Origin of the sequence: Pseudomonas sp. GM79 (assembly GCF_000282495.1) — a bacterium.
Taxonomy (GTDB): domain Bacteria; phylum Pseudomonadota; class Gammaproteobacteria; order Pseudomonadales; family Pseudomonadaceae; genus Aquipseudomonas.
In genome coordinates this window covers 52,263-71,019 of record NZ_AKJE01000058.1, presented here as the reverse complement: position 1 = coordinate 71,019, position 18,757 = coordinate 52,263, and the positions used below count along the sequence as shown (strand labels likewise).

Annotated in this window: 19 protein-coding genes; 2 read left to right on the top strand and 17 right to left on the bottom strand. The window is 60.0% G+C overall.

Annotated features, from left to right (window positions below; translation table 11 throughout):
* The 3 genes from PMI36_RS12785 to ccmA form a co-directional block, all read right to left on the bottom strand.
* A partial coding sequence (locus PMI36_RS12785; RefSeq protein ID WP_008072660.1) for a heme ABC transporter permease occupies positions 1-619 on the bottom strand: 619 nt, incomplete at its 3' end.
* Positions 620-699: 80 nt separating this feature from the next.
* Positions 700-1,368 (bottom strand): heme exporter protein CcmB, encoded by a 669-nt coding sequence (ccmB, locus tag PMI36_RS12790; RefSeq protein WP_008072659.1) that lies wholly within the window; start codon positions 1,366-1,368, stop codon positions 700-702.
* Positions 1,365-2,000 carry a cytochrome c biogenesis heme-transporting ATPase CcmA gene (ccmA, locus tag PMI36_RS12795; protein ID WP_008072658.1) on the bottom strand — a complete coding sequence of 212 codons (636 nt, stop codon included), beginning with the start codon at positions 1,998-2,000 and terminating at the stop codon, positions 1,365-1,367. The genes ccmB and ccmA overlap by 4 nt, the downstream gene beginning before the upstream one ends.
* Positions 2,001-2,196: 196 nt before the next feature.
* Here ccmA and fliK point away from each other — a divergent pair, with 196 nt between their 5' ends.
* On the top strand, positions 2,197-3,771 hold the full coding sequence (gene fliK, locus PMI36_RS12800; protein ID WP_008072657.1) for a flagellar hook-length control protein FliK: 1,575 nt from the start codon (positions 2,197-2,199) through the stop codon (positions 3,769-3,771).
* Positions 3,768-4,097, top strand: coding sequence for an EscU/YscU/HrcU family type III secretion system export apparatus switch protein (locus PMI36_RS12805; RefSeq protein ID WP_008072656.1), 330 nt, complete (start codon positions 3,768-3,770; stop codon positions 4,095-4,097). The genes fliK and PMI36_RS12805 overlap by 4 nt, the downstream gene beginning before the upstream one ends.
* Before the next feature lie 113 nt (positions 4,098-4,210).
* Here PMI36_RS12805 and PMI36_RS12810 read toward each other — a convergent pair whose 3' ends face one another.
* The 14 genes from PMI36_RS12810 to flhA form a co-directional block, all read right to left on the bottom strand.
* On the bottom strand, positions 4,211-4,603 hold the full coding sequence (locus PMI36_RS12810; RefSeq protein ID WP_008072655.1) for a DUF2802 domain-containing protein: 393 nt from the start codon (positions 4,601-4,603) through the stop codon (positions 4,211-4,213).
* Positions 4,604-5,089: a chemotaxis protein CheW gene (locus PMI36_RS12815; RefSeq protein WP_008072653.1), complete on the bottom strand. Its 486-nt coding sequence runs from the start codon at positions 5,087-5,089 to the stop codon at positions 4,604-4,606.
* An 88-nt stretch (positions 5,090-5,177) separates the two neighbouring features.
* Positions 5,178-6,053, bottom strand: coding sequence for a CheW domain-containing protein (locus PMI36_RS12820; protein WP_008072651.1), 876 nt, complete (start codon positions 6,051-6,053; stop codon positions 5,178-5,180).
* Positions 6,054-6,170: 117 nt separating this feature from the next.
* Positions 6,171-6,959, bottom strand: a complete 789-nt coding sequence (locus tag PMI36_RS12825) for a ParA family protein (protein ID WP_008072649.1) — start codon at positions 6,957-6,959, stop codon at positions 6,171-6,173.
* Between the two features lie 43 nt (positions 6,960-7,002).
* Complete coding sequence (gene motD, locus PMI36_RS12830; RefSeq protein WP_008072648.1) at positions 7,003-7,896, bottom strand: flagellar motor protein MotD; 894 nt, start codon at positions 7,894-7,896, stop codon at positions 7,003-7,005.
* A 12-nt stretch (positions 7,897-7,908) separates the two neighbouring features.
* Positions 7,909-8,649: a flagellar motor protein gene (locus tag PMI36_RS12835; RefSeq protein WP_008072647.1), complete on the bottom strand. Its 741-nt coding sequence runs from the start codon at positions 8,647-8,649 to the stop codon at positions 7,909-7,911.
* Positions 8,649-9,782: a protein-glutamate methylesterase/protein-glutamine glutaminase gene (locus tag PMI36_RS12840; protein WP_008072646.1), complete on the bottom strand. Its 1,134-nt coding sequence runs from the start codon at positions 9,780-9,782 to the stop codon at positions 8,649-8,651. The genes PMI36_RS12835 and PMI36_RS12840 overlap by 1 nt, the downstream gene beginning before the upstream one ends.
* Positions 9,783-9,831: 49 nt before the next feature.
* Positions 9,832-12,072, bottom strand: a complete 2,241-nt coding sequence (locus PMI36_RS12845) for a chemotaxis protein CheA (protein ID WP_008072645.1) — start codon at positions 12,070-12,072, stop codon at positions 9,832-9,834.
* 55 nt (positions 12,073-12,127) lie between these two features.
* A complete protein-coding gene (locus PMI36_RS12850) occupies positions 12,128-12,916 on the bottom strand; it encodes a protein phosphatase CheZ (RefSeq protein ID WP_008072644.1) in 789 nt (262 codons plus the stop codon).
* A 30-nt stretch (positions 12,917-12,946) separates the two neighbouring features.
* Positions 12,947-13,318: a chemotaxis response regulator CheY gene (locus tag PMI36_RS12855; protein ID WP_008072643.1), complete on the bottom strand. Its 372-nt coding sequence runs from the start codon at positions 13,316-13,318 to the stop codon at positions 12,947-12,949.
* Between the two features lie 168 nt (positions 13,319-13,486).
* Positions 13,487-14,227: an RNA polymerase sigma factor FliA gene (gene fliA, locus PMI36_RS12860; protein WP_007894214.1), complete on the bottom strand. Its 741-nt coding sequence runs from the start codon at positions 14,225-14,227 to the stop codon at positions 13,487-13,489.
* The gene (fleN, locus tag PMI36_RS12865; RefSeq protein WP_003222917.1) at positions 14,224-15,054 is read right to left on the bottom strand and encodes a flagellar synthesis regulator FleN; all 831 of its coding nucleotides are present in this window, start codon (positions 15,052-15,054) and stop codon (positions 14,224-14,226) included. Before fleN ends, fliA begins: the two co-directional genes overlap by 4 nt.
* A 116-nt stretch (positions 15,055-15,170) precedes the next feature.
* A complete protein-coding gene (gene flhF / locus PMI36_RS12870) occupies positions 15,171-16,499 on the bottom strand; it encodes a flagellar biosynthesis protein FlhF (RefSeq protein ID WP_008072642.1) in 1,329 nt (442 codons plus the stop codon).
* Between the two features lie 11 nt (positions 16,500-16,510).
* A complete protein-coding gene (gene flhA, locus PMI36_RS12875; protein ID WP_008072641.1) occupies positions 16,511-18,640 on the bottom strand; it encodes a flagellar biosynthesis protein FlhA in 2,130 nt (709 codons plus the stop codon).
* Between the last annotated feature and the right edge of the window lie 117 nt (positions 18,641-18,757).

The window sequence follows — 18,757 nt, the reverse complement described above, 5'->3', positions numbered from 1 at the left end:
CCAGCGCCAGCCACATCTCGGCGGGCATCGCCGGTTTTTCGGTAAGGGTGAAGGTCGCGCCCTGATGCAGGGTGTTCCACCACTCCACCGAGTACTTGATGATCGGGATGTTGATCACGCCGACGATTGCCAGCACCGCGCAGGCCTTGGCCGCACTATCACGATTGCTGATGGCGTTGCCCAGCGCAATAAGACCGAAGTACAGAAACAGCAGAATCAGCATGGACGTAAGTCGCGCATCCCAGACCCACCACGAACCCCAGGTCGGCTTGCCCCAGATCGCACCGGTGACCAGCGCCACGGCAGTCATCCAGGCGCCGATGGGCGCGGCGCATTGCAGGGCGACGTCGGCCAGCTTCATCTTCCAGACCAGCCCGACGATGCCGCACACGGCCAGCATCACGTAAATGGACTGCGCCAGCATGGCGGCTGGAACATGGATGTAGATGATGCGAAAGCTGTTGCCTTGCTGGTAGTCCGGCGGCGCGAAGGCCAGCCCCCAAACCACGCCGATGCTGATCAGCAGCAACGCCGCGACGCTCAGCCATGGCAGCAGTTTGCCACTGATGCCGTAAAACCATTTGGGCGAGCCGAGCTTATGAAACCAGGTCCAGTTCATTGCTGTTTCCATCACGGTTGCTGCTCGTCATCACGAAGCAGCCAAAGGGTCTTTACTGGTTAAAAAATAACCAGACCTCATTATTCGCCGACGCTGATCTTCAGGCCAGCAGCTATTGCAAAAGGTGTCAGGGTTATCGCCAGGGCGGTCAGGCTACCAAGCCACAAGAGATAACCGGTCGCCGGCATGCCCTGCAATGCCGCCTGCAAGGCGCCACTGCCGAGAATCAACACCGGGATGTACAGCGGCAGAATCAGCAGCGCCAATAACAGGCCACCGCGCTTCAATCCTACCGTCAACGCCGCGCCCACCGCACCGAGCAGGCTCAGCACCGGTGTACCGAGCAATAAAGAAAGCAGCAACACCGGCAGACAGGCGGCAGGCAAACCAAGCATCAACGCCAGCAAGGGTGCGAGCAAAACCAGGGCCAGGCCGGAAAACGCCCAGTGTGCCAGCACCTTGGCCAAAACCAGAATAGGCAGGGGGTGCGGCGAAAGGACCCACTGCTCAAGCGAGCCATCTTCGAAATCACTGCGAAAGAGCCCATCCAGCGAGAGCAAGACCGATAAAAGCGCTGCCACCCAGACCAGCCCCGGGGACAAGGTTTGCAACAATTGAGGCCCGGCGCCGACCGCCAACGGGAACAAAGAGACGACGATGGCGAAGAACACCAGCGGATTCGCCAGTTCGGCAGGACGGCGGAACAGCAAACGTGCCTCGCGGGCGACCAACAGGCCGAAAACACTCATACGGCCCAGTTCCCCAAATCAATGTCACGATAGCCGGCAGGCATCCGGGTGAGCGTGTGGTGAGTGGTGAGGACCACCATGCCACCCCGTTCGCAGTGCGCCGCCAGGTGTTCTTCGAGTTGCGCCACGCCTTGTTTGTCGAGCGCGGTAAACGGCTCATCGAGGATCCAAAGCGGCGGGCTGTCCAGATACAAGCGCGCCAACGCGACGCGGCGTTGCTGGCCAGCAGACAGAGTATGGCAGGGAACATCCTCGAAACCGCGCAGCCCCACCGCCGTCAGCGCCTGCCAGATCGCCTCATGGGAGGCCGGTTGATGCAAGGCGCAGAGCCAACTGAGGTTTTCCTCAGGGGTCAGCAGGTCCTTGATGCCGGCGGCATGGCCGATCCACAACAGGTTGCGCGCCAGTTCGCTGCGCTGTTCGTTCAGTGGCAAGCCGTTGAGCAGCACCTGCCCGGCAGTCGGATGCATCAAGCCGCAAAGCAGACGTAAAAGGCTGGTCTTGCCGCTGCCGTTGGGGCCGCTGATCTGTACCATTTCGCCACTGGCCAGTCTCAATTCGAGATTTTCGAAGAGCAGCCGAAGGTCTCGCTCACAGGCAAGGGCAACGGTTTGCAGGACAGGACTGGTCAAGAGATCACGGGCCTTTTGCGGTTCAAGTCGGCGGCAGAGCGGCCGCTAAAGAGATGCAGCATAGATGCATTGGCGGCTTGTTCTAGAGAGCTAGGTCAAACAAATGCAATGTTTTCGCCACTCCCCGAAGACGGGCGGCATTATACATGCCATGCCCCACTCTAAAGAGCGCAATTTCCACAGGTTGTGACCGCATATGACAGGCGAAATGAACATCCTCCCGCTGCCGCCGACCACGCCCGCGATTTCGCGGCCGCTGGTGGTGAGTGGTGATCTACTCAAGCTGCTGACGCCGATGGAGGGCCTGATCTCCGTTGGGCAAACCGCCAAGGCTGAAGTGCTGTCGCTCAAGCAGACGGATCAGACCTTTCAACTGTTGCTCAAGGTCACCCTCGACAACGGCCGCCAGACCACGGTCCAGGCCACCAGCGCTCAGCCGTTGCCCCAAGGCACCAGCCTGGCGATTACCCAGCCATCGGCGGGCAACCTGGCAGTCACGGTGCAACAAGCCATCGCCTCCAGCGTCGCGACGCTCACCCGCATCGACACGGCGCAACTGCCGGTAGGCACCTTGCTGCAAGGCAAAGTACTGACCTCTCAGGTAATGCCGCAGGTGCCGGGTCAGCCGACGGTGTTTCGCTCGATGGTGAGCCTGCTCAATACCGCGCTGAGTGGCAGCACGCTGAGCATCGACAGCCCGACGCCACTGCGCATCGGTACATTGCTGAGCGCCTTGGTGCAGGACACCCAGACCCTGAAATTCGTCCCGTTGAGCAGCCGTCAGGAACAGTTGGCGGTGACGCAGCAATTGGTCAGCCAGCAAAGTCGCCAGGGCTCTCTGGATGGCTTGCTTAAAGTCCTGCAAAACCTGCCGCCATCGGATCAGACCTCCAGCGCCCTGCGCGCCGCCGTGGACAAATTGCTCGCCGGCCTGCCGGACGTTCAGCAATTGAGTACACCCAAAGGTCTGGCCCAGGCGTTGGCCAACAGCGGTCTGTTCCTTGAAGCGAAACTGCTGACCGGGCAAAACCCGACGCTGACGCCAGACATGAAGGGCGACCTGCTCAAGCTGATCGCGCAACTGACGCCGGGCCTGCCGGCCAATACCAATCTCAACGCGATCATCGCCGCCAATACACTGGCGCAAACGCTGCCCAGCTTCGTGCGCAGCGCCTTGGGAATGCTTGGGCAAGTCAGCGCCAAACCGTTGCCGACCAGTTTCCCGCTCCCCGAGCGCCTGCTGCAAAGTCAGGACGGTGAAGGCGATCTGGAACACTTGCTGCGTTTGGCAGCAGCGGCCGTCTCGCGCCTGCAAAGCCATCAACTGTCGAGCCTGGAACAGACCGGCCTCACCGACGACGGTCGGCTGCTTAGCACCTGGCAACTGGAAATCCCCATGCGCAACCTGCAGGACATCGTGCCATTGCAGGTCAAATTCCAGCGCGAAGAAGCACCTGAGAAAGAACAACCGCACGAACGCCGCGACGAACACGAACCCAAGCAACAATTGTGGCGAGTCGATCTGGCGTTCGACATGGAGCCGCTGGGGCCATTGCAGATTCAGGCCCAACTGATCAAAGGCAGCCTCTCCAGTCAGTTGTGGGCCGAGCGGCCGTACACCGCGAGCCTGATCGAAAGCAATCTGGCCGGGCTGCGCGAACGGCTGCTGGCATCAGGCCTGAACGTCGGCGACCTGGATTGCCACCTCGGCACACCGCCACAAGGCCCTCAAACCCGCCTCGAACAACGCTGGGTCGACGAAACCGCATGAACAAATCCACCGCACCGCGCCAAGCCATCGCCCTCAAATACGACGGCAGCCACGCCCCGACCCTCACCGCCAAGGGAGACGAGGAACTGGCCGAAGAAATCCTGCAGATTGCCCGGGATTATGAAGTGCCGATCTACGAAAACGCCGAGCTGGTGAGATTGCTGGCGCGGATGGAATTGGGAGAGAGTATTCCGCAGGAGTTGTATCGCACGATTGCGGAGATTATTGCGTTTGCGTGGAATTTGAAGGGCAAGTTTCCCGAGGGGCATGATCCGCATGCGCCGATGGTGGAGAAGGATGTGACTGATCGCGGGGACGATTATTGATGTGTTGAATGCAAAAGATCGCAGCCTCGTTTCACTCGACAGCTCCTACAGGGTGTACACCATCCCAATGTAGGCGCTGTCGAGTGAAACGAGGCTGCGATCTTTTGATCTTCTCAGCTTCTGTGCAACTTGCTCATCAACTCCGCCTCAGCCTGGGTCAATCCGCAGGACTGCGTCAGCTCACTGACGCTCGCGCCCATCCCCACCAGCCGTGCTGCCTGGGCGAATGAAAGGCTCGACGGATCACGCTGCTCCAGCTGCGCCAGTTTGTCCGGCAACGGCCCGACGACGGCGCGCAGTTCGTGCAGGTCTTCACCCATGCGCACGTTGCCGTTCTGGTAATCGTCGACACGTTTGGCCAGGTCCTTGATGCGCTGATCGCGCAGCGCATCGCCCTCGACCTGTTGCGCGGCGATCCGCCGCTGAGCGCGGATGTACGCCATGAACATCGCCAGCGTGCCTGCCCATAAAAGGAACAGGACAATGACAGCCACCTCAAGAATCAATCAGATACTCTCCAGTTCCGACCATTCTTCTTCGCTCATCATCTTGTCCAGCTCGACCAGGATCAGCAGTTCGTTGTTCTTGTTGCACACGCCTTGAATGAACTTGGCGGACTCTTCGTTACCGACGTTCGGCGCGGTCTCGATTTCCGACTGACGCAGGTAAACCACTTCAGCCACGCTGTCGACCATGATCCCGACCACTTGCTTGTCGGCTTCGATGATGACGATACGGGTGTTGTCGCTGATCTCGGCATTCATCAGGCCGAAGCGCTGACGGGTGTCGATCACGGTGACCACGTTACCGCGCAGGTTGATGATGCCCAGCACGTAGCTCGGAGCACCCGGGACCGGGGCGATTTCGGTGTAGCGCAGGACTTCCTGAACGCGCATCACGTTGATGCCGTAGGTTTCGTTGTCCAGCTTGAAGGTTACCCATTGCAGGATCGGATCTTCAGAACCTTTTGCATTCGTCGCTTGACTACTCATACCCTGACCCCTCGAAAAACCGCTTCTGGCGGTGTGTGTTCTGTAGGCAGCATTCAACAATGCCGTCGCATACTTGTTATGTCGGCAGCTATGTCGGTTTGTGAAGTGGCTTGCTGCCGCTCATGTGCTTTGCCCCGCCGCTGGCGATCAACTCGGCCAGGGCAGAAACGTCCAGCAGCGCACACATGTGCTCAATCACCGTGCCGGCGAGCCATGGCCGCTGACCTCGATGACTTCTCCATTTGATTTCGTTCGGGTCCAGGCGCAATGAGCGGCTGACCTGATGCACCGCCAGCCCCCACTCGTAGCCCTGAACCGAAATAACGTATTGCAGGCCTTGGCGGAAATCATCGCGGTAGCGGTCCGGCATGACCCAACGCGCGGTATCCAGCACTTTCAGGTTGCCGGCCTGGCTCGGCAGGATCCCAAGGAACCATTCCGGCTGGCCGAACAACGGCGTCAGCTCGTGACCGGCCAGGGAATAAATCGATCCCAGGCACACCAGTGGCACCGCCAGGGTCAACCCGGCGACGTCGAACAACAGGCATTCGAAGGGCTCGGCAGCCCATGCCGGACGACCGTCGGTTTCCACCGGTGGCGGCGTGTTGCTGGGCGGCAGATGAACTTCAACCACCGGCGGCACCAACGCTTGCAGCAGGGGTGCAATCGTCGACACGGGCGCCAGAATCGGTGCCGGTGCTTCGATCACGGCCACCGCTGCTTTCACCACTGGCGCAACGATGGGTGCAGCGGCCACGGCCGGTTTCTGCGCATCACGGGCCTGCTCTTCAAGCACGGCAGCCTGGAACTCATCCAGCGCGGCCTCAACCTCGATAACCTCGACAACCTCGGGCAGCGCCTCGATTTCTGGCGGCAACTCTTCGGTCGCGTCCTGCAGCAATGCGTCCAGATAGGACTGGAGGGCCAGTTGCGGACGCGAGGTGATCTTCACCGGCCGATTCATGCGCACACCATCGTAGGAGCTGCCGAAGGCTGCGATCGTTTGGCGGATTCGAAGATGTCACAAAGCAAGATCAAAAGATCGCAGCCTGCGGCAGCTCCTACAGGGATTGAGTTCATCTCACGCCACCTGCGCAACAAGTTGCGCCGCCAGCAAATGCTTGAGCAGTGCGCGATAAGCGAGAACGCCACGGCTCTTGCCGTCGAATTGTGAAGGCGTCAGCCCTGCCCGGCTCGCGTCACGCAAGCGGGTGTCGATCGGAATGTAGCCTTGCCAGATTTCTTCCGGGTACTTGTCGCGCAGCACGCGAAGGGTGCCGAGGGACGCCTGGGTGCGGCGGTCGAACAGGGTCGGCACGATGCTGAACGGCAGCGCCTGTTTGCGCGAGCGGTTGATCATCGCCAGGGTGTTGACCATGCGTTCCAGGCCTTTGACCGCCAAGTGTTCGGTCTGCACCGGAATCACCAACTGCTGACTGGCCGCCAAGGCATTGACCATCAGCACACCGAGCAACGGCGGGCTGTCGATCACCGCGTAATCGAAGTCCTGCCACAACTGCGCCAGGCTCTTGGCGATCACCAGGCCCAAACCACTCTGGCCCGGCGACTGGCGCTCAAGGGTTGCCAGCGCGGTGCTCGATGGCAACAGGGAAATGCGTTCGTCACTGGTGGGCATCAGCAACTGACCGGGCAGGCCTTGCGGCACACTGCCCTTGTGCAGAAACAAGTCGTAGCTGCTGTGTTCCAGGCTGTCGGGGTCGTAACCGAAGTAGCTGGTCATGGAGCCGTGGGGGTCGAGATCGACCACAACCACGCGCTTGCCCGCCTCAGCCAGCAAACCGGCTAAGGCGATGGAGGAAGTGGTTTTACCGACACCACCCTTTTGATTGGCGACTGCCCAGACTCTCATTCGGATTGTTCCTCCCGGTCGAAAAGGTTGACCGAGAAATAGCTCAACGTATTAATGCGGGTGACGGAGAATTGACGGCGCTCTCTCGTCCCGGCGACTTGACCGGAGCCGGTGCAGTTTGTGTGCCAGCCCGCTTCAACGCGGCATCCGGTTGTGCATGAGCCGTTCCGGTACCCGTGAGGCTGCGGCGTACATCGAGATTTCGTGAAACCACCAACACCACCCGACGGTTGCGCGCCCGGCCTTCGGCGGTGGCGTTATTGGCCACCGGCTGGAACTCACCGTAACCCACCGACGCCAGACGACCGGGGTTCACACCCTGCATCGCCAGCATGCGCACGATGCTTGCCGAACGGGCCGAGGACAGTTCCCAGTTGGTCGGGTATTGCGCGGTGCGAATCGGCTGATCGTCGGTAAAACCTTCGACGTGGATCGGGTTGTCGAACGGCCTCAGGATCGCGGCGACCTTATCGATAATGTTGAAGGCGATGTCGCTGGGCATTGCATCGCCGCTGCCGAACAACAGGCTGGAATTGAGCTCGATCTCGACCCACAACTCATTGCCGCGCACGGTCATCTGGTTGGAACTGATCAAGTCGCCGAACGCCGCGCTGATGTCATCGGCAATGCTTTTGAGCGGATCGTTGGCAGCCTGGGCGATGCCAGCGTCAATCTGTTCGCTGTCCTTGACCAGCGGCTTGGCCGGGGTCACGGTCTTCGGTCGCTCGTCACCAATCGGGATCGGCTTGAGGGCGCGATCGGAATCGGTAAACACCCCGATCAGCGCCTCGGAAATGACCTTGTACTTGCCTTCGTTGATCGAAGAAATCGAGTACATCACCACGAAGAAAGCGAACAGCAACGTAATGAAGTCGGCGTAGGAAACGAGCCAGCGTTCATGGTTTACGTGTTCTTCAGGTTGCCGACGACGAGCCATGAGGTTATTCCCTTAATCCATGAAGCCCTGAAGCTTCAACTCGATGGAGCGAGGGTTTTCACCTTCGGCGATCGACAGAATCCCTTCCAGCAACATCTCGCGATAACGCGACTGCCGCAACGCGATGGACTTGAGCTTGGCGGCAACCGGCAGCAATATCAGGTTGGCACTGGCCACGCCATAGATGGTGGCGACAAAGGCGACGGCAATGCCGCTGCCCAGCTGCGATGGATCGGCCAGGTTGCCCATGACATGGATCAGGCCCATTACCGCACCGATGATGCCGATGGTCGGCGCGTAGCCGCCCATGCTTTCAAAAACTTTGGCGGCTTCGATGTCACGGCTTTCCTGGGTGTAGAAATCCACTTCCAGAATGCTGCGAATCGCTTCCGGCTCGGCACCGTCCACCAGCAGTTGCAGGCCTTTGCGCGAGTAGCTGTCAGGTTCGGCGTCGGCCACCCCTTCCAGACCGAGCAAACCTTCCTTGCGGGCAGTCAGGCTCCAGTTCACGACGCGATCGATGCCGCCGGCCAGATCCACACGCGGTGGAAACAGAATCCAGGCGAGAATCTGCATGGCGCGCTTGAAGGCGCTCATCGGTGATTGCAGCAGCGCTGCGCCAACGGTCCCGCCGAGTACGATCAACGCTGCCGGGCCGTTGGCCAACGCGCCGAGGTGACCGCCTTCAAGGTAGTTGCCGCCAATGATGGCGACAAACGCCATGATGATCCCGATAAGGCTGAGTACATCCATCAGAGACACGCCTCGACCAGGTGACGGCCGATATCGTCCAGGCTGTACACCGCGTCCGCGAGCTCGGCTTTGACGATCGCCATTGGCATGCCGTAGATCACGCAGCTGGCTTCATCCTGAGCCCAGATCGCACTGCCGCCCTGCTTGAGCAGACGCGCGCCTTCGCGACCGTCGGCGCCCATGCCGGTGAGTACCACCGCCAGAACTTTGTCGCCGTAGGATTTGGCCGCGGAACCGAAGGTGATGTCTACGCAAGGCTTGTAGTTCAGACGTTCATCGCCCGGCAGGATTTTCACCGCACCACGGCCGTCGATCATCATCTGCTTGCCACCCGGCGCCAGCAGCGCCAGGCCCGGACGCAGGATGTCGCCATCCTCGGCTTCCTTGACGCTGATGCGGCACAGCTTGTCCAGACGCTCGGCGAAGGCCTTGGTGAAGGCTGCCGGCATGTGCTGGATCAATACGATCGGTGCCGGGAAGCTGGCCGGCAACTGCGTCAGTACCCGTTGCAGGGCAACCGGGCCACCGGTGGAGGTGCCGATGGCGACCAGTTTGTAGGCTTTGCGTTTCGGCGCTGGCGACGCCGGCGTCGCTGCATGGCTGCGAGCCGGAATCGGTGCCGGGGCCAGACGCGCAGGCGCACTGCTGCTGCCGTAGCTGCTGACGCTCGAAGGCGCAGGCGTCGGGGCTGGTGCGGCCACTGGAGCCGGGGCACTGTAGGCGCCGACACGACGGTTACTGCGCGAGATACTGAGAATCTTCTCGCACAGCAGTTGCTTGACCTTCTCCGGGTTACGCGAGATGTCTTCAAAATTTTTCGGCAGGAAATCCACCGCGCCAGCGTCCAGCGCATCGAGGGTGACCCGTGCGCCTTCGTGAGTCAGCGAGGAGAACATCAACACCGGGGTCGGGCAGCGCTGCATGATGTGCCGCACTGCCGTGATGCCATCCATCATCGGCATCTCGTAGTCCATGGTGATCACGTCTGGCTTGAGCGCCAGTGCCTGATCGATCGCCTCTTTGCCGTTGGTCGCCGTACCGACGACCTGGATATTGGAATCCGCTGAAAGAATTTCCGAGACGCGGCGGCGGAAAAACCCCGAATCGTCCACCACCAGGACTTTGACTGCCATAAACACTCCGTTAGACGGGGCGAGGCTCAGTCGCCCCGCTCCCCCAGAATCAAATACGCCGTGCGGCGTAACGCTTGAGCATGCTCGGAACATCGAGAATCAGTGCAATGCGGCCGTCACCCGTAATGGTGGCGCCGGACATGCCCGGGGTTCCCTGGAGCATTTTGCCCAATGGCTTGATGACCACTTCTTCCTGGCCCACCAGTTGATCGACGACGAAGCCGATCCGCTGAGTGCCCACCGAAAGGATCACCACATGGCCTTCGCGCTGCTCTTCGTGAGCGGCGGAGCTGACCAGCCAGCGCTTGAGGTAAAACAGCGGCAGCGCCTTGTCCCGCACGATCACCACTTCCTGGCCGTCCACCACGTTGGTGCGCGACAGGTCGAGGTGGAAGATCTCGTTGACGTTCACCAGCGGGAACGCGAACGCCTGGTTGCCGAGCATGACCATCAGCGTCGGCATGATCGCCAGGGTCAACGGGACCTTGATGACGATCTTCGAGCCCTTGCCCTTGGTCGAGTAGATATTGATGGTGCCATTGAGCTGGGCGATCTTGGTTTTCACCACGTCCATGCCCACGCCGCGCCCGGAGACGTCGGAAATCTCGGTCTTGGTCGAGAACCCCGGAGCGAAGATCAGGTTGAAGCAATCGGTCTCGCTGAGACGGTCCGCCGCATCCTTGTCCATCAGACCTTTCTTCACGGCGATACCGCGCAGAACATCCGCGTCCATGCCTTTACCATCATCGGAGATGGACAGCAGGATATGGTCGCCTTCCTGTTCCGCGGACAGAATCACCTTGCCGCTGCGAGGCTTGCCCATCGCTTCGCGCTCAGCCGGCTCTTCAATACCGTGGTCGACCGAGTTGCGCACCAAGTGGACCAGCGGGTCGGCCAGGGCCTCGACGAGGTTCTTGTCGAGGTCGGTTTCTTCGCCGACCAGCTCCAGGTTGATCTCTTTCTTGAGCTGGCGAGCCAGGTCGCGAACCAGACGCGGGAAGCGCCCGAAGACTTTCTTGATCGGCTGCATCCGGGTCTTCATGACCGCGGTTTGCAGGTCGGCCGTGACCACGTCGAGGTTCGACACGGCCTTGGACATGGCTTCGTCGCCGCTGTTGAGGCCCAGGCGGACCAGGCGGTTACGCACCAGTACCAGCTCGCCGACCATGTTCATGATCTCGTCGAGACGCGCGGTATCGACCCGCACGGTGGTCTCGGCTTCGCTGGCCGGTTTTTCCGGTGGCGGTGCGGCCGGGGCACGAGCAGGTGCCGGTGCAGCAGCGGCGGCCGGTTTCGGCGCTTCGGCTTTGGGCTCGGGCGCTCTGGCCACAGGTTTCGCAACCGGTGCTGGCGCCTTGGCGACAGGAGCAGAAACCACTGCGCCAGTGCCCACCTCGGTGAACTTGCCCTTGCCATGCAATTCGTCGAGCAGCGATTCGAACTCGTGATCGGAGATCAGATCGTCGCCGGCCGCTTTAGCGGTTGGCGCAGCCGGGGCCGGAGCCGAAGCAATCGCCGACTCCAATGCATCGACCGCAAAGTTACCCTTGCCGTGCAACTGGTCGAGCAGTGCTTCGAACTCGTCGTCGGTAATATCGGAGCTGTCGCCTGCCGCTTTCGGGGCCGCCGGTGCGGCGGGCGCCGCGACTACTGCATCGACGGCGAACTGGCCTTTGCCGTGCAATTGATCGAGCAACGACTCGAACTCGGCATCGGTGATTTCGTCGCTGGCCGAGGCATCGCTGGTCGGCACTGGCGCAGCCGCTGGAGCCTCGGCTTGAGCCTTGACGGCATTCAGCGAGTCCAGCAGTTGTTCGAATTCGTTATCCGTGATGTCGCCCGATTCTTCAGCGGCAGGCTCTTCCACCACCTCGGCGACTGGTGCCGACTCATCGGCGGTTTGCGGCTCGGCCAGACGGGCCAACGCTGCAAGCAACTCAGGCGTGGCAGCCGTAATTGGGCTACGTTCGCGGACTTCGCTGAACATGCCGTTCACCGCGTCCAGTGCTTCGAGAACCACGTCCATCAGTTCCGAGTCGACGCGTCGTTCACCCTTGCGCAGGATGTCGAACACGTTCTCGGCGATGTGACAGCACTCCACCAACTCGTTGAGCTGGAGGAAGCCGGCGCCCCCTTTTACAGTGTGAAAACCGCGAAAAATTGCATTGAGCAAATCCGCATCATCCGGTCGGCTTTCAAGCTCGACCAGCTGTTCGGACAGTTGCTCTAGAATCTCGCCGGCCTCAACCAGGAAATCCTGAAGGATCTCTTCATCGGCGCCGAAGCTCATTAAGGGGGGTGCTCCTAAAGGTCTAAAAACCTAAAAAACCTAAAATGCTAAAACTCTAAAATCCTAGGCTGGATAACAAATCGTCCACATCGTCCTGACCGGACACAACGTCTTCTCTTTTATCGGCATGAATCTGCGGACCTTCACCCTGAGAGAGATGTTTTTGCGGATCTTTTTCAGCCAGCATCGCTTCACGGTCATGTTCGATGCCCGCAAAGCGGTCGACCTGACTGGCCATGAGCACGAGCTTGAGCAGGTTGCTTTCAACTTCGGTGACCAACTGGGTCACGCGCTTGATCACCTGACCGGTGAGGTCCTGGTAATCCTGGGCCAGCAGAATGTCGTTGAGGTTGCTCGACACGACGCGGTTGTCTTCACTGCTGCGGGTCAGGAAACCGTCGACCCGCCGGGCCAGCTCGCGGAACTCTTCGGCCCCGACTTCGCGACGCATGAACCGTCCCCAATCCGTGCTCAGCGCCTGAGCTTCGTCGCTCAGGCTGTTGATCAGCGGCGTGGCGTTTTCCACCAGGTCCATGGTGCGGTTGGCCGCGGCCTCGGTCAGCTTGACCACATAACCCAGGCGCTCGGTGGCATCCGTGATCTGAGACACTTCCTCGGCTTGCGGCATGTGCGGGTCAATCTGGAAATTGACGATCGCGCTATGCAGCTCGCGGGTGAGCTTGCCCACTTCCTGATACAGGCCGCGGTCACGGGTCTGGTTGAGCTCATGGATCAGTTGCACAGCGTCGCCGAACCTGCCTTTTTCAAGGCTTTCGACCAGTTCGACCGCGTGTTTTTTCAGGGTCGACTCAAAATCGCCCTGTGAAGATTCGTTATGCTCCATAGCTCCCCCGTGACGGACTGGCTTTGCACATCAACCGATGCGTTCGAAGATCTTTTCAATCTTGTCTTTCAACGCTTGAGCCGTGAATGGCTTGACCACATAGCCGTTCACGCCCGCCTGAGCGGCTTCGATGATTTGCTCGCGCTTGGCTTCGGCCGTGACCATCAACACCGGCAGGTGTTTGAGTTTTTCATCGGCACGCACGTGGCGCAGCAGATCAATACCGGTCATGCCGGGCATGTTCCAGTCCGTCACCAGAAAGTCGATGCTCCCGCTGTTGAGGACCGGAATCGCGGTAATACCGTCATCCGCCTCGACCGTGTTGGTGAACCCAAGGTCACGCAACAGGTTTTTTATGATCCGCCGCATCGTTGAGAAGTCATCAACGATGAGGATTTTCATATTCTTGTCCAATTCGACCTCCAAGCAGTCTTAAAACGCGCGCAGCACCTGAACGCGCCGTTCAATCAATTCGGCGTAACACTCAACAGTTGTATGGATTACAACGGGCCGTGGTCGATGCAGCAAAATGCCGTACCCACCTCGTTCGCAGTGTCCCCACACTGCCTGTCAGCGCGCTCGCCACTCCCCCAAACGCCCCCGCAAACGGGCCGCGCACTGGCTGTGTAACTGGCTGACCCGCGATTCGCTGACCCCCAGGACCTCACCGATTTCCTTGAGATTCAACTCTTCGTCGTAGTACAGCGCCAACACCAGTCGCTCACGCTCCGGCAAATTGGCAATCGCGTCCGCCAGCGCCGCCTGGAAGCGTTCATCTTCCAGATCGCGCGACGGCTCGAGATGAGCACTGGCGCCATCCTCGTGCAGCCCTTCGTGTTCGCCGTCCTGCAACAGATCGTCGAAACTGAATAACCGGCTACCGAGGGTGTCGTTCAAAATCCCGTAATAATCGTCGAGACTCAATTGGAGTTCGGCCGCAACTTCGTGATCTTTAGCGTCACGGCCGGTTTTAGCTTCAATCGAGCGAATTGCGTCGCTGACCATGCGGGTATTGCGGTGAACCGAACGTGGCGCCCAGTCCCCCTTGCGCACTTCATCGAGCATCGCGCCGCGGATTCGAATGCCCGCGTACGTCTCGAAGCTCGCGCCTTTGCTGGCGTCGTATTTGGTTGATACTTCAAGCAGGCCGATCATCCCGGCCTGGATCAGGTCTTCGACCTGGACACTGGCTGGCAAACGCGCCAGCAAGTGATAGGCAATGCGTTTGACCAGTGGCGCGTAACGCTCGATCAGCTCGTACTGCGCGTCACGTGCCGACTTCTTGTAGAGGTTGTAACCACTGGCTGTCATAGGACGGGTCCTGCGGTCTGTTGCACGAGGCGCTCGACGAAAAACTCCAGGTGCCCGCGCGGGTTGGCCGGCAGTGGCCAGGTATCGACCTTCTGCGCAATGGCCTTGAACGCCAGGGCGCACTTGGAACGCGGGAAGGCTTCGTAGACAGCACGCTGCTTCTGCACGGCCTTGCGCACGCTTTCGTCGTAAGGCACGGCACCGACGTATTGTAAGGCGACGTCGAGGAAACGATCCGTGACCTTGGTCAACTTGGCGAACAGATTGCGGCCTTCCTGTGGACTCTGCGCCATGTTGGCCAGGACGCGGAAGCGGTTCATGCCGTAGTCGCGATTCAACAATTTGATCAGCGCGTAGGCGTCGGTAATTGAGGTCGGCTCATCGCACACCACCAGCAGCACTTCCTGGGCTGCACGAACGAAACTGACTACCGAGTCACCAATCCCCGCAGCGGTGTCGATCACCAATACGTCGAGGTTGTCGCCGATGTCGCTGAAGGCCTGGATCAGGCCGGCATGCTGGGCCGGGCTCAAATGAACCATGCTCTGGGTGCCGGACGCCGCCGGGACGATGCGGATGCCGCCGGGCCCTTGCAACAGTACGTCGCGCAGCTCACAGCGGCCTTCGATCACGTCGGCCAAGGTGCGTTTGGGTGTCAGTCCCAGCAGGACGTCGACGTTCGCCAGTCCCAGATCGGCATCCAGCAGCATGACGCGCCGGCCGAGCTCAGCTAGAGCCAGGGACAAGTTCACTGACACGTTAGTCTTCCCGACGCCACCTTTGCCGCCGGTCACCGCGATCACCTGTACGGGATGCATGCTGCCCATGTTATTTCTTTACCTTGTCTTACTTAGACGGAGGCCACATTACTGGCTGCGCGTTCATCAACGGAACAATGCATGGCAGACCATCGATGTAGGTACAAAAACTGTTCATTAGTACCTCAGCCAACCTGCTTGGTCGGGCTGTGGTAAATATCAGCGAACATGTCAGCCATGGCTTCTTCGCTGGGTTCTTCCTGCATTTGTACGCTGACGGCGCGGCTGACCAACTGATGACGACGCGGCAGATGCAAATCATCCGGAATCCGCGGACCATCGGTCAGGTAAGCCACCGGCAACTCATGGCTGATAGCCAGGCTCAACACCTCGCCCAGACTTGCCGTTTCATCCAGTTTAGTCAGGATGCAGCCGGCGAGGCCGCAACGTTTGTAACTGTGATAAGCGGCAGTTAGAACCTGTTTCTGGCTAGTGGTTGCCAAGACCAGATAATTTTTTGATTTGATGCCACGTCCAGCCAGGCTTTCGAGCTGCATGCGCAATGCCGGGTCGCTGGCCTGAAGGCCAGCGGTATCGATCAGCACCACGCGTTTGCGCAGCAAAGGCTCCAGCGCCTGCACCAGCGATTGACCCGGGTCGACGTGGGTGACCGACACGTTGAGGATGCGGCCCAGGGTTTTGAGCTGTTCCTGAGCGCCGATGCGATAGCTGTCCATGCTCACCAGCGCAATGTTTTGCGCGCCGTACTTGAGCACATAACGGGCTGCGAGCTTGGCCAGCGTGGTGGTCTTGCCCATGCCTGCCGGACCAACCATGGCAATCACACCACCCTCTTCCAACGGCTCGACTTCCGGAGTGGCGATCATCCGCGCCAGGTGCGCAAGCAACATGCGCCAGGCCTGACGGGGTTCTTCAATATCGGTAATCAGTGCCAGCAGATCGCGCGACAACGGGCCGGACAGGCCGATGCGCTGCAGGCGACGCCAGAGGTTGGCCTGGGCCGGACGGCTGCCTTGCAGCTGATTCCAGGCCAGCGAGCCGAGTTGAACTTCCATCAGTTCACGCAGGCTGTTGAGTTCGAAACGCATCGAATCGAAGGCTCGCGGGTCAACTCCACCGGAGGCTGCCGCGGGGGCTGGTGCAGCACGACGAGGTTCAGCGTAAGTCGGTTCGATCAGCGGCTCGGCGGCGGTCAGCGGCAGGCCGGCAAACAATTGGCGATTGGTGCTGTTGTCGCTCTCGCCATCGCCACGCAGGCTCAGTTCGGCCTGGGCGGTAACGATCCGCGACTGGGTCTTGCGCAGCTCGTCCTCGAGTTCCATGTTCGGAACACGCGGGGCCAGCGCCGACAATTTGTAATCCAGGGCGGCCGTCAGCTCGACACCGCCGGCAATCCGGCGATTGCCAATGATGGCGGCATCAGCGCCCAGCTCATCACGAACCAGTTTCATGGCCTGACGCATATCGGCGGCGAAAAAACGCTTAACTTGCATAAACCACTACCTCAGCCGTTGGGCCCTACTGTCGCAACAATGGTCACTTGCTTGTTGTCAGGGATTTCCTGATAAGCCAACACATGCAAACCCGGGACTGCCAGTCGGCCGAATCGCGAGAGCATCGCGCGAACCGGACCGGCCACCAGCAGAATCACCGGTTGACCTTGCATTTCCTGACGCTGCGCCGCTTCGATCAACGAACGTTGCAGTTTCTCTGCCATGCTTGGCTCCAGCAGAACGCCCTCTTCCGAGCCTTGTCCTGCCTTCTGAAGACTATTGAGCAATATTTGTTCCAACCTTGGCTCCAAGGTGATCACAGGCAGCTGCGACTCAGTGCCTACAATGCTTTGCACGATTGCACGGGATACGCCGACGCGCACCGCAGCCACCAAAGCGGCAGTATCTTGACTCTTGGCGGCGTTGTTCGCGATGGCTTCGGCGATGCTGCGAATGTCCCGTACCGGCACCTGTTCGGCCAGCAATGCTTGCAAGACCTTGAGCAGCTGCGACAGCGAAACCACCCCCGGCACCAGCTCTTCAGCCAGCTTCGGTGAGCTTTTGGCCAGCAATTGCATGAGTTGCTGGACTTCTTCGTGGCCGATCAGCTCGCTGGAGTGCTTGTACAAAATCTGGTTCAAGTGGGTTGCCACGACTGTACTGGCGTCGACCACGGTGTAGCCGAGGGATTGCGCCTGGGCACGCTGGCTGATTTCGATCCAGACCGCCTCCAGACCAAAAGCCGGATCTTTGGCGGTAATGCCGTTGAGCGTGCCGTAGACCTGCCCCGGGTTGATCGCCAGTTCGCGGTCCGGGTAAATCTCGGCCTCGGCCAGGATCACGCCCATCAGGGTCAGGCGGTAGGCGCTTGGCGCCAGGTCGAGGTTGTCACGGATATGCACCGTCGGCATCAGGAAACCCAGGTCCTGGGAGAGCTTTTTACGCACACCCTTGATCCGTGCCAGCAACTGACCACCCTGGTTGCGATCCACCAGCGGGATCAGGCGGTAGCCGACTTCGAGGCCAATCATGTCGATCGGGGTCACGTCATCCCAGCCAAGCTCCTTGGTTTCCTGGGCGCGGGCCGGCGATGGCAGCAGCTCCTGCTGACGCTTGACCTCTTGCAGGGCCTGAACCTTGACCGTGTTCTGCTTCTTCCAGAACAGGTAAGCGCCGCCGGCCGCCAGGGCTGCCATGCTCAGAAAGGAAAAATGCGGCATGCCTGGCACCAGGCCCATCACCGCCATCAAGCCAGCGGCTACTGCCAAGGCTTTCGGCGAGGCGAACATCTGACGATTGATCTGCTTGCCCATGTCTTCCGAGCCGGAAGCCCGGGTCACCATGATCGCGGCGGCAGTCGACAACAGCAGTGATGGCAATTGCGCCACCAAACCGTCACCGATGGTCAACAAGGCGTACACCCGACCGGCATCGCCAAAGGTCATGCCGTGCTGGAAGATACCGACTGCCATGCCGCCGATCAGGTTGATGAACAGAATCAGCAGCCCGGCGATAGCGTCACCGCGCACGAACTTGCTGGCACCGTCCATCGAACCGTAGAACTCGGCCTCCTGAGCCACTTCCATCCGGCGCAGTTTCGCCTGGTTCTGATCGATCAGGCCGGCGTTCAAGTCGGCATCGATGGCCATCTGTTTGCCGGGCATCGCATCGAGGGTAAAACGCGCGCTCACCTCGGAAATCCGCCCGGCACCCTTGGTCACTACGACGAAGTTGATGATCATCAAAATCGCGAAGACCACGATACCAACCACGTAGTTACCGCCGATCACTACTTCACCGAAGGCCTGGATCACCTTACCGGCGGCGGCATGACCATCCTGACCGTGGAGCATCACCACCCGTGTCGAGGCCACGTTCAGCGCCAGTCGCAACAACGTCGCCACCAGCAGAATGGTCGGGAACACGGCAAAATCCAGCGGTCGCAAGGCGTACACGCAGACCAGCAATACGACGATGGACAAGGCAATGTTGAACGTGAAAAACACGTCCAGCAGGAACGGCGGCACCGGCAACATCATCATGGCCAGCATGACCAGCAGCAACAGCGGCACGCCCAGATTGCCCCGACTGAGGTCGGCAACGTTTGTGCGTGCAGTGTTGATTAACTGAGAGCGATCCACCGGTTTTCCCCGTTCCTTTGAAGCAAATCTTTGACGCCTGAAGCAGGCGCAGGGCGGCTATTGCAAGAAGCCTTCCAACTTTTGCCGGGGTTTGGAATAGAGGTGCTTTCAAGTGCG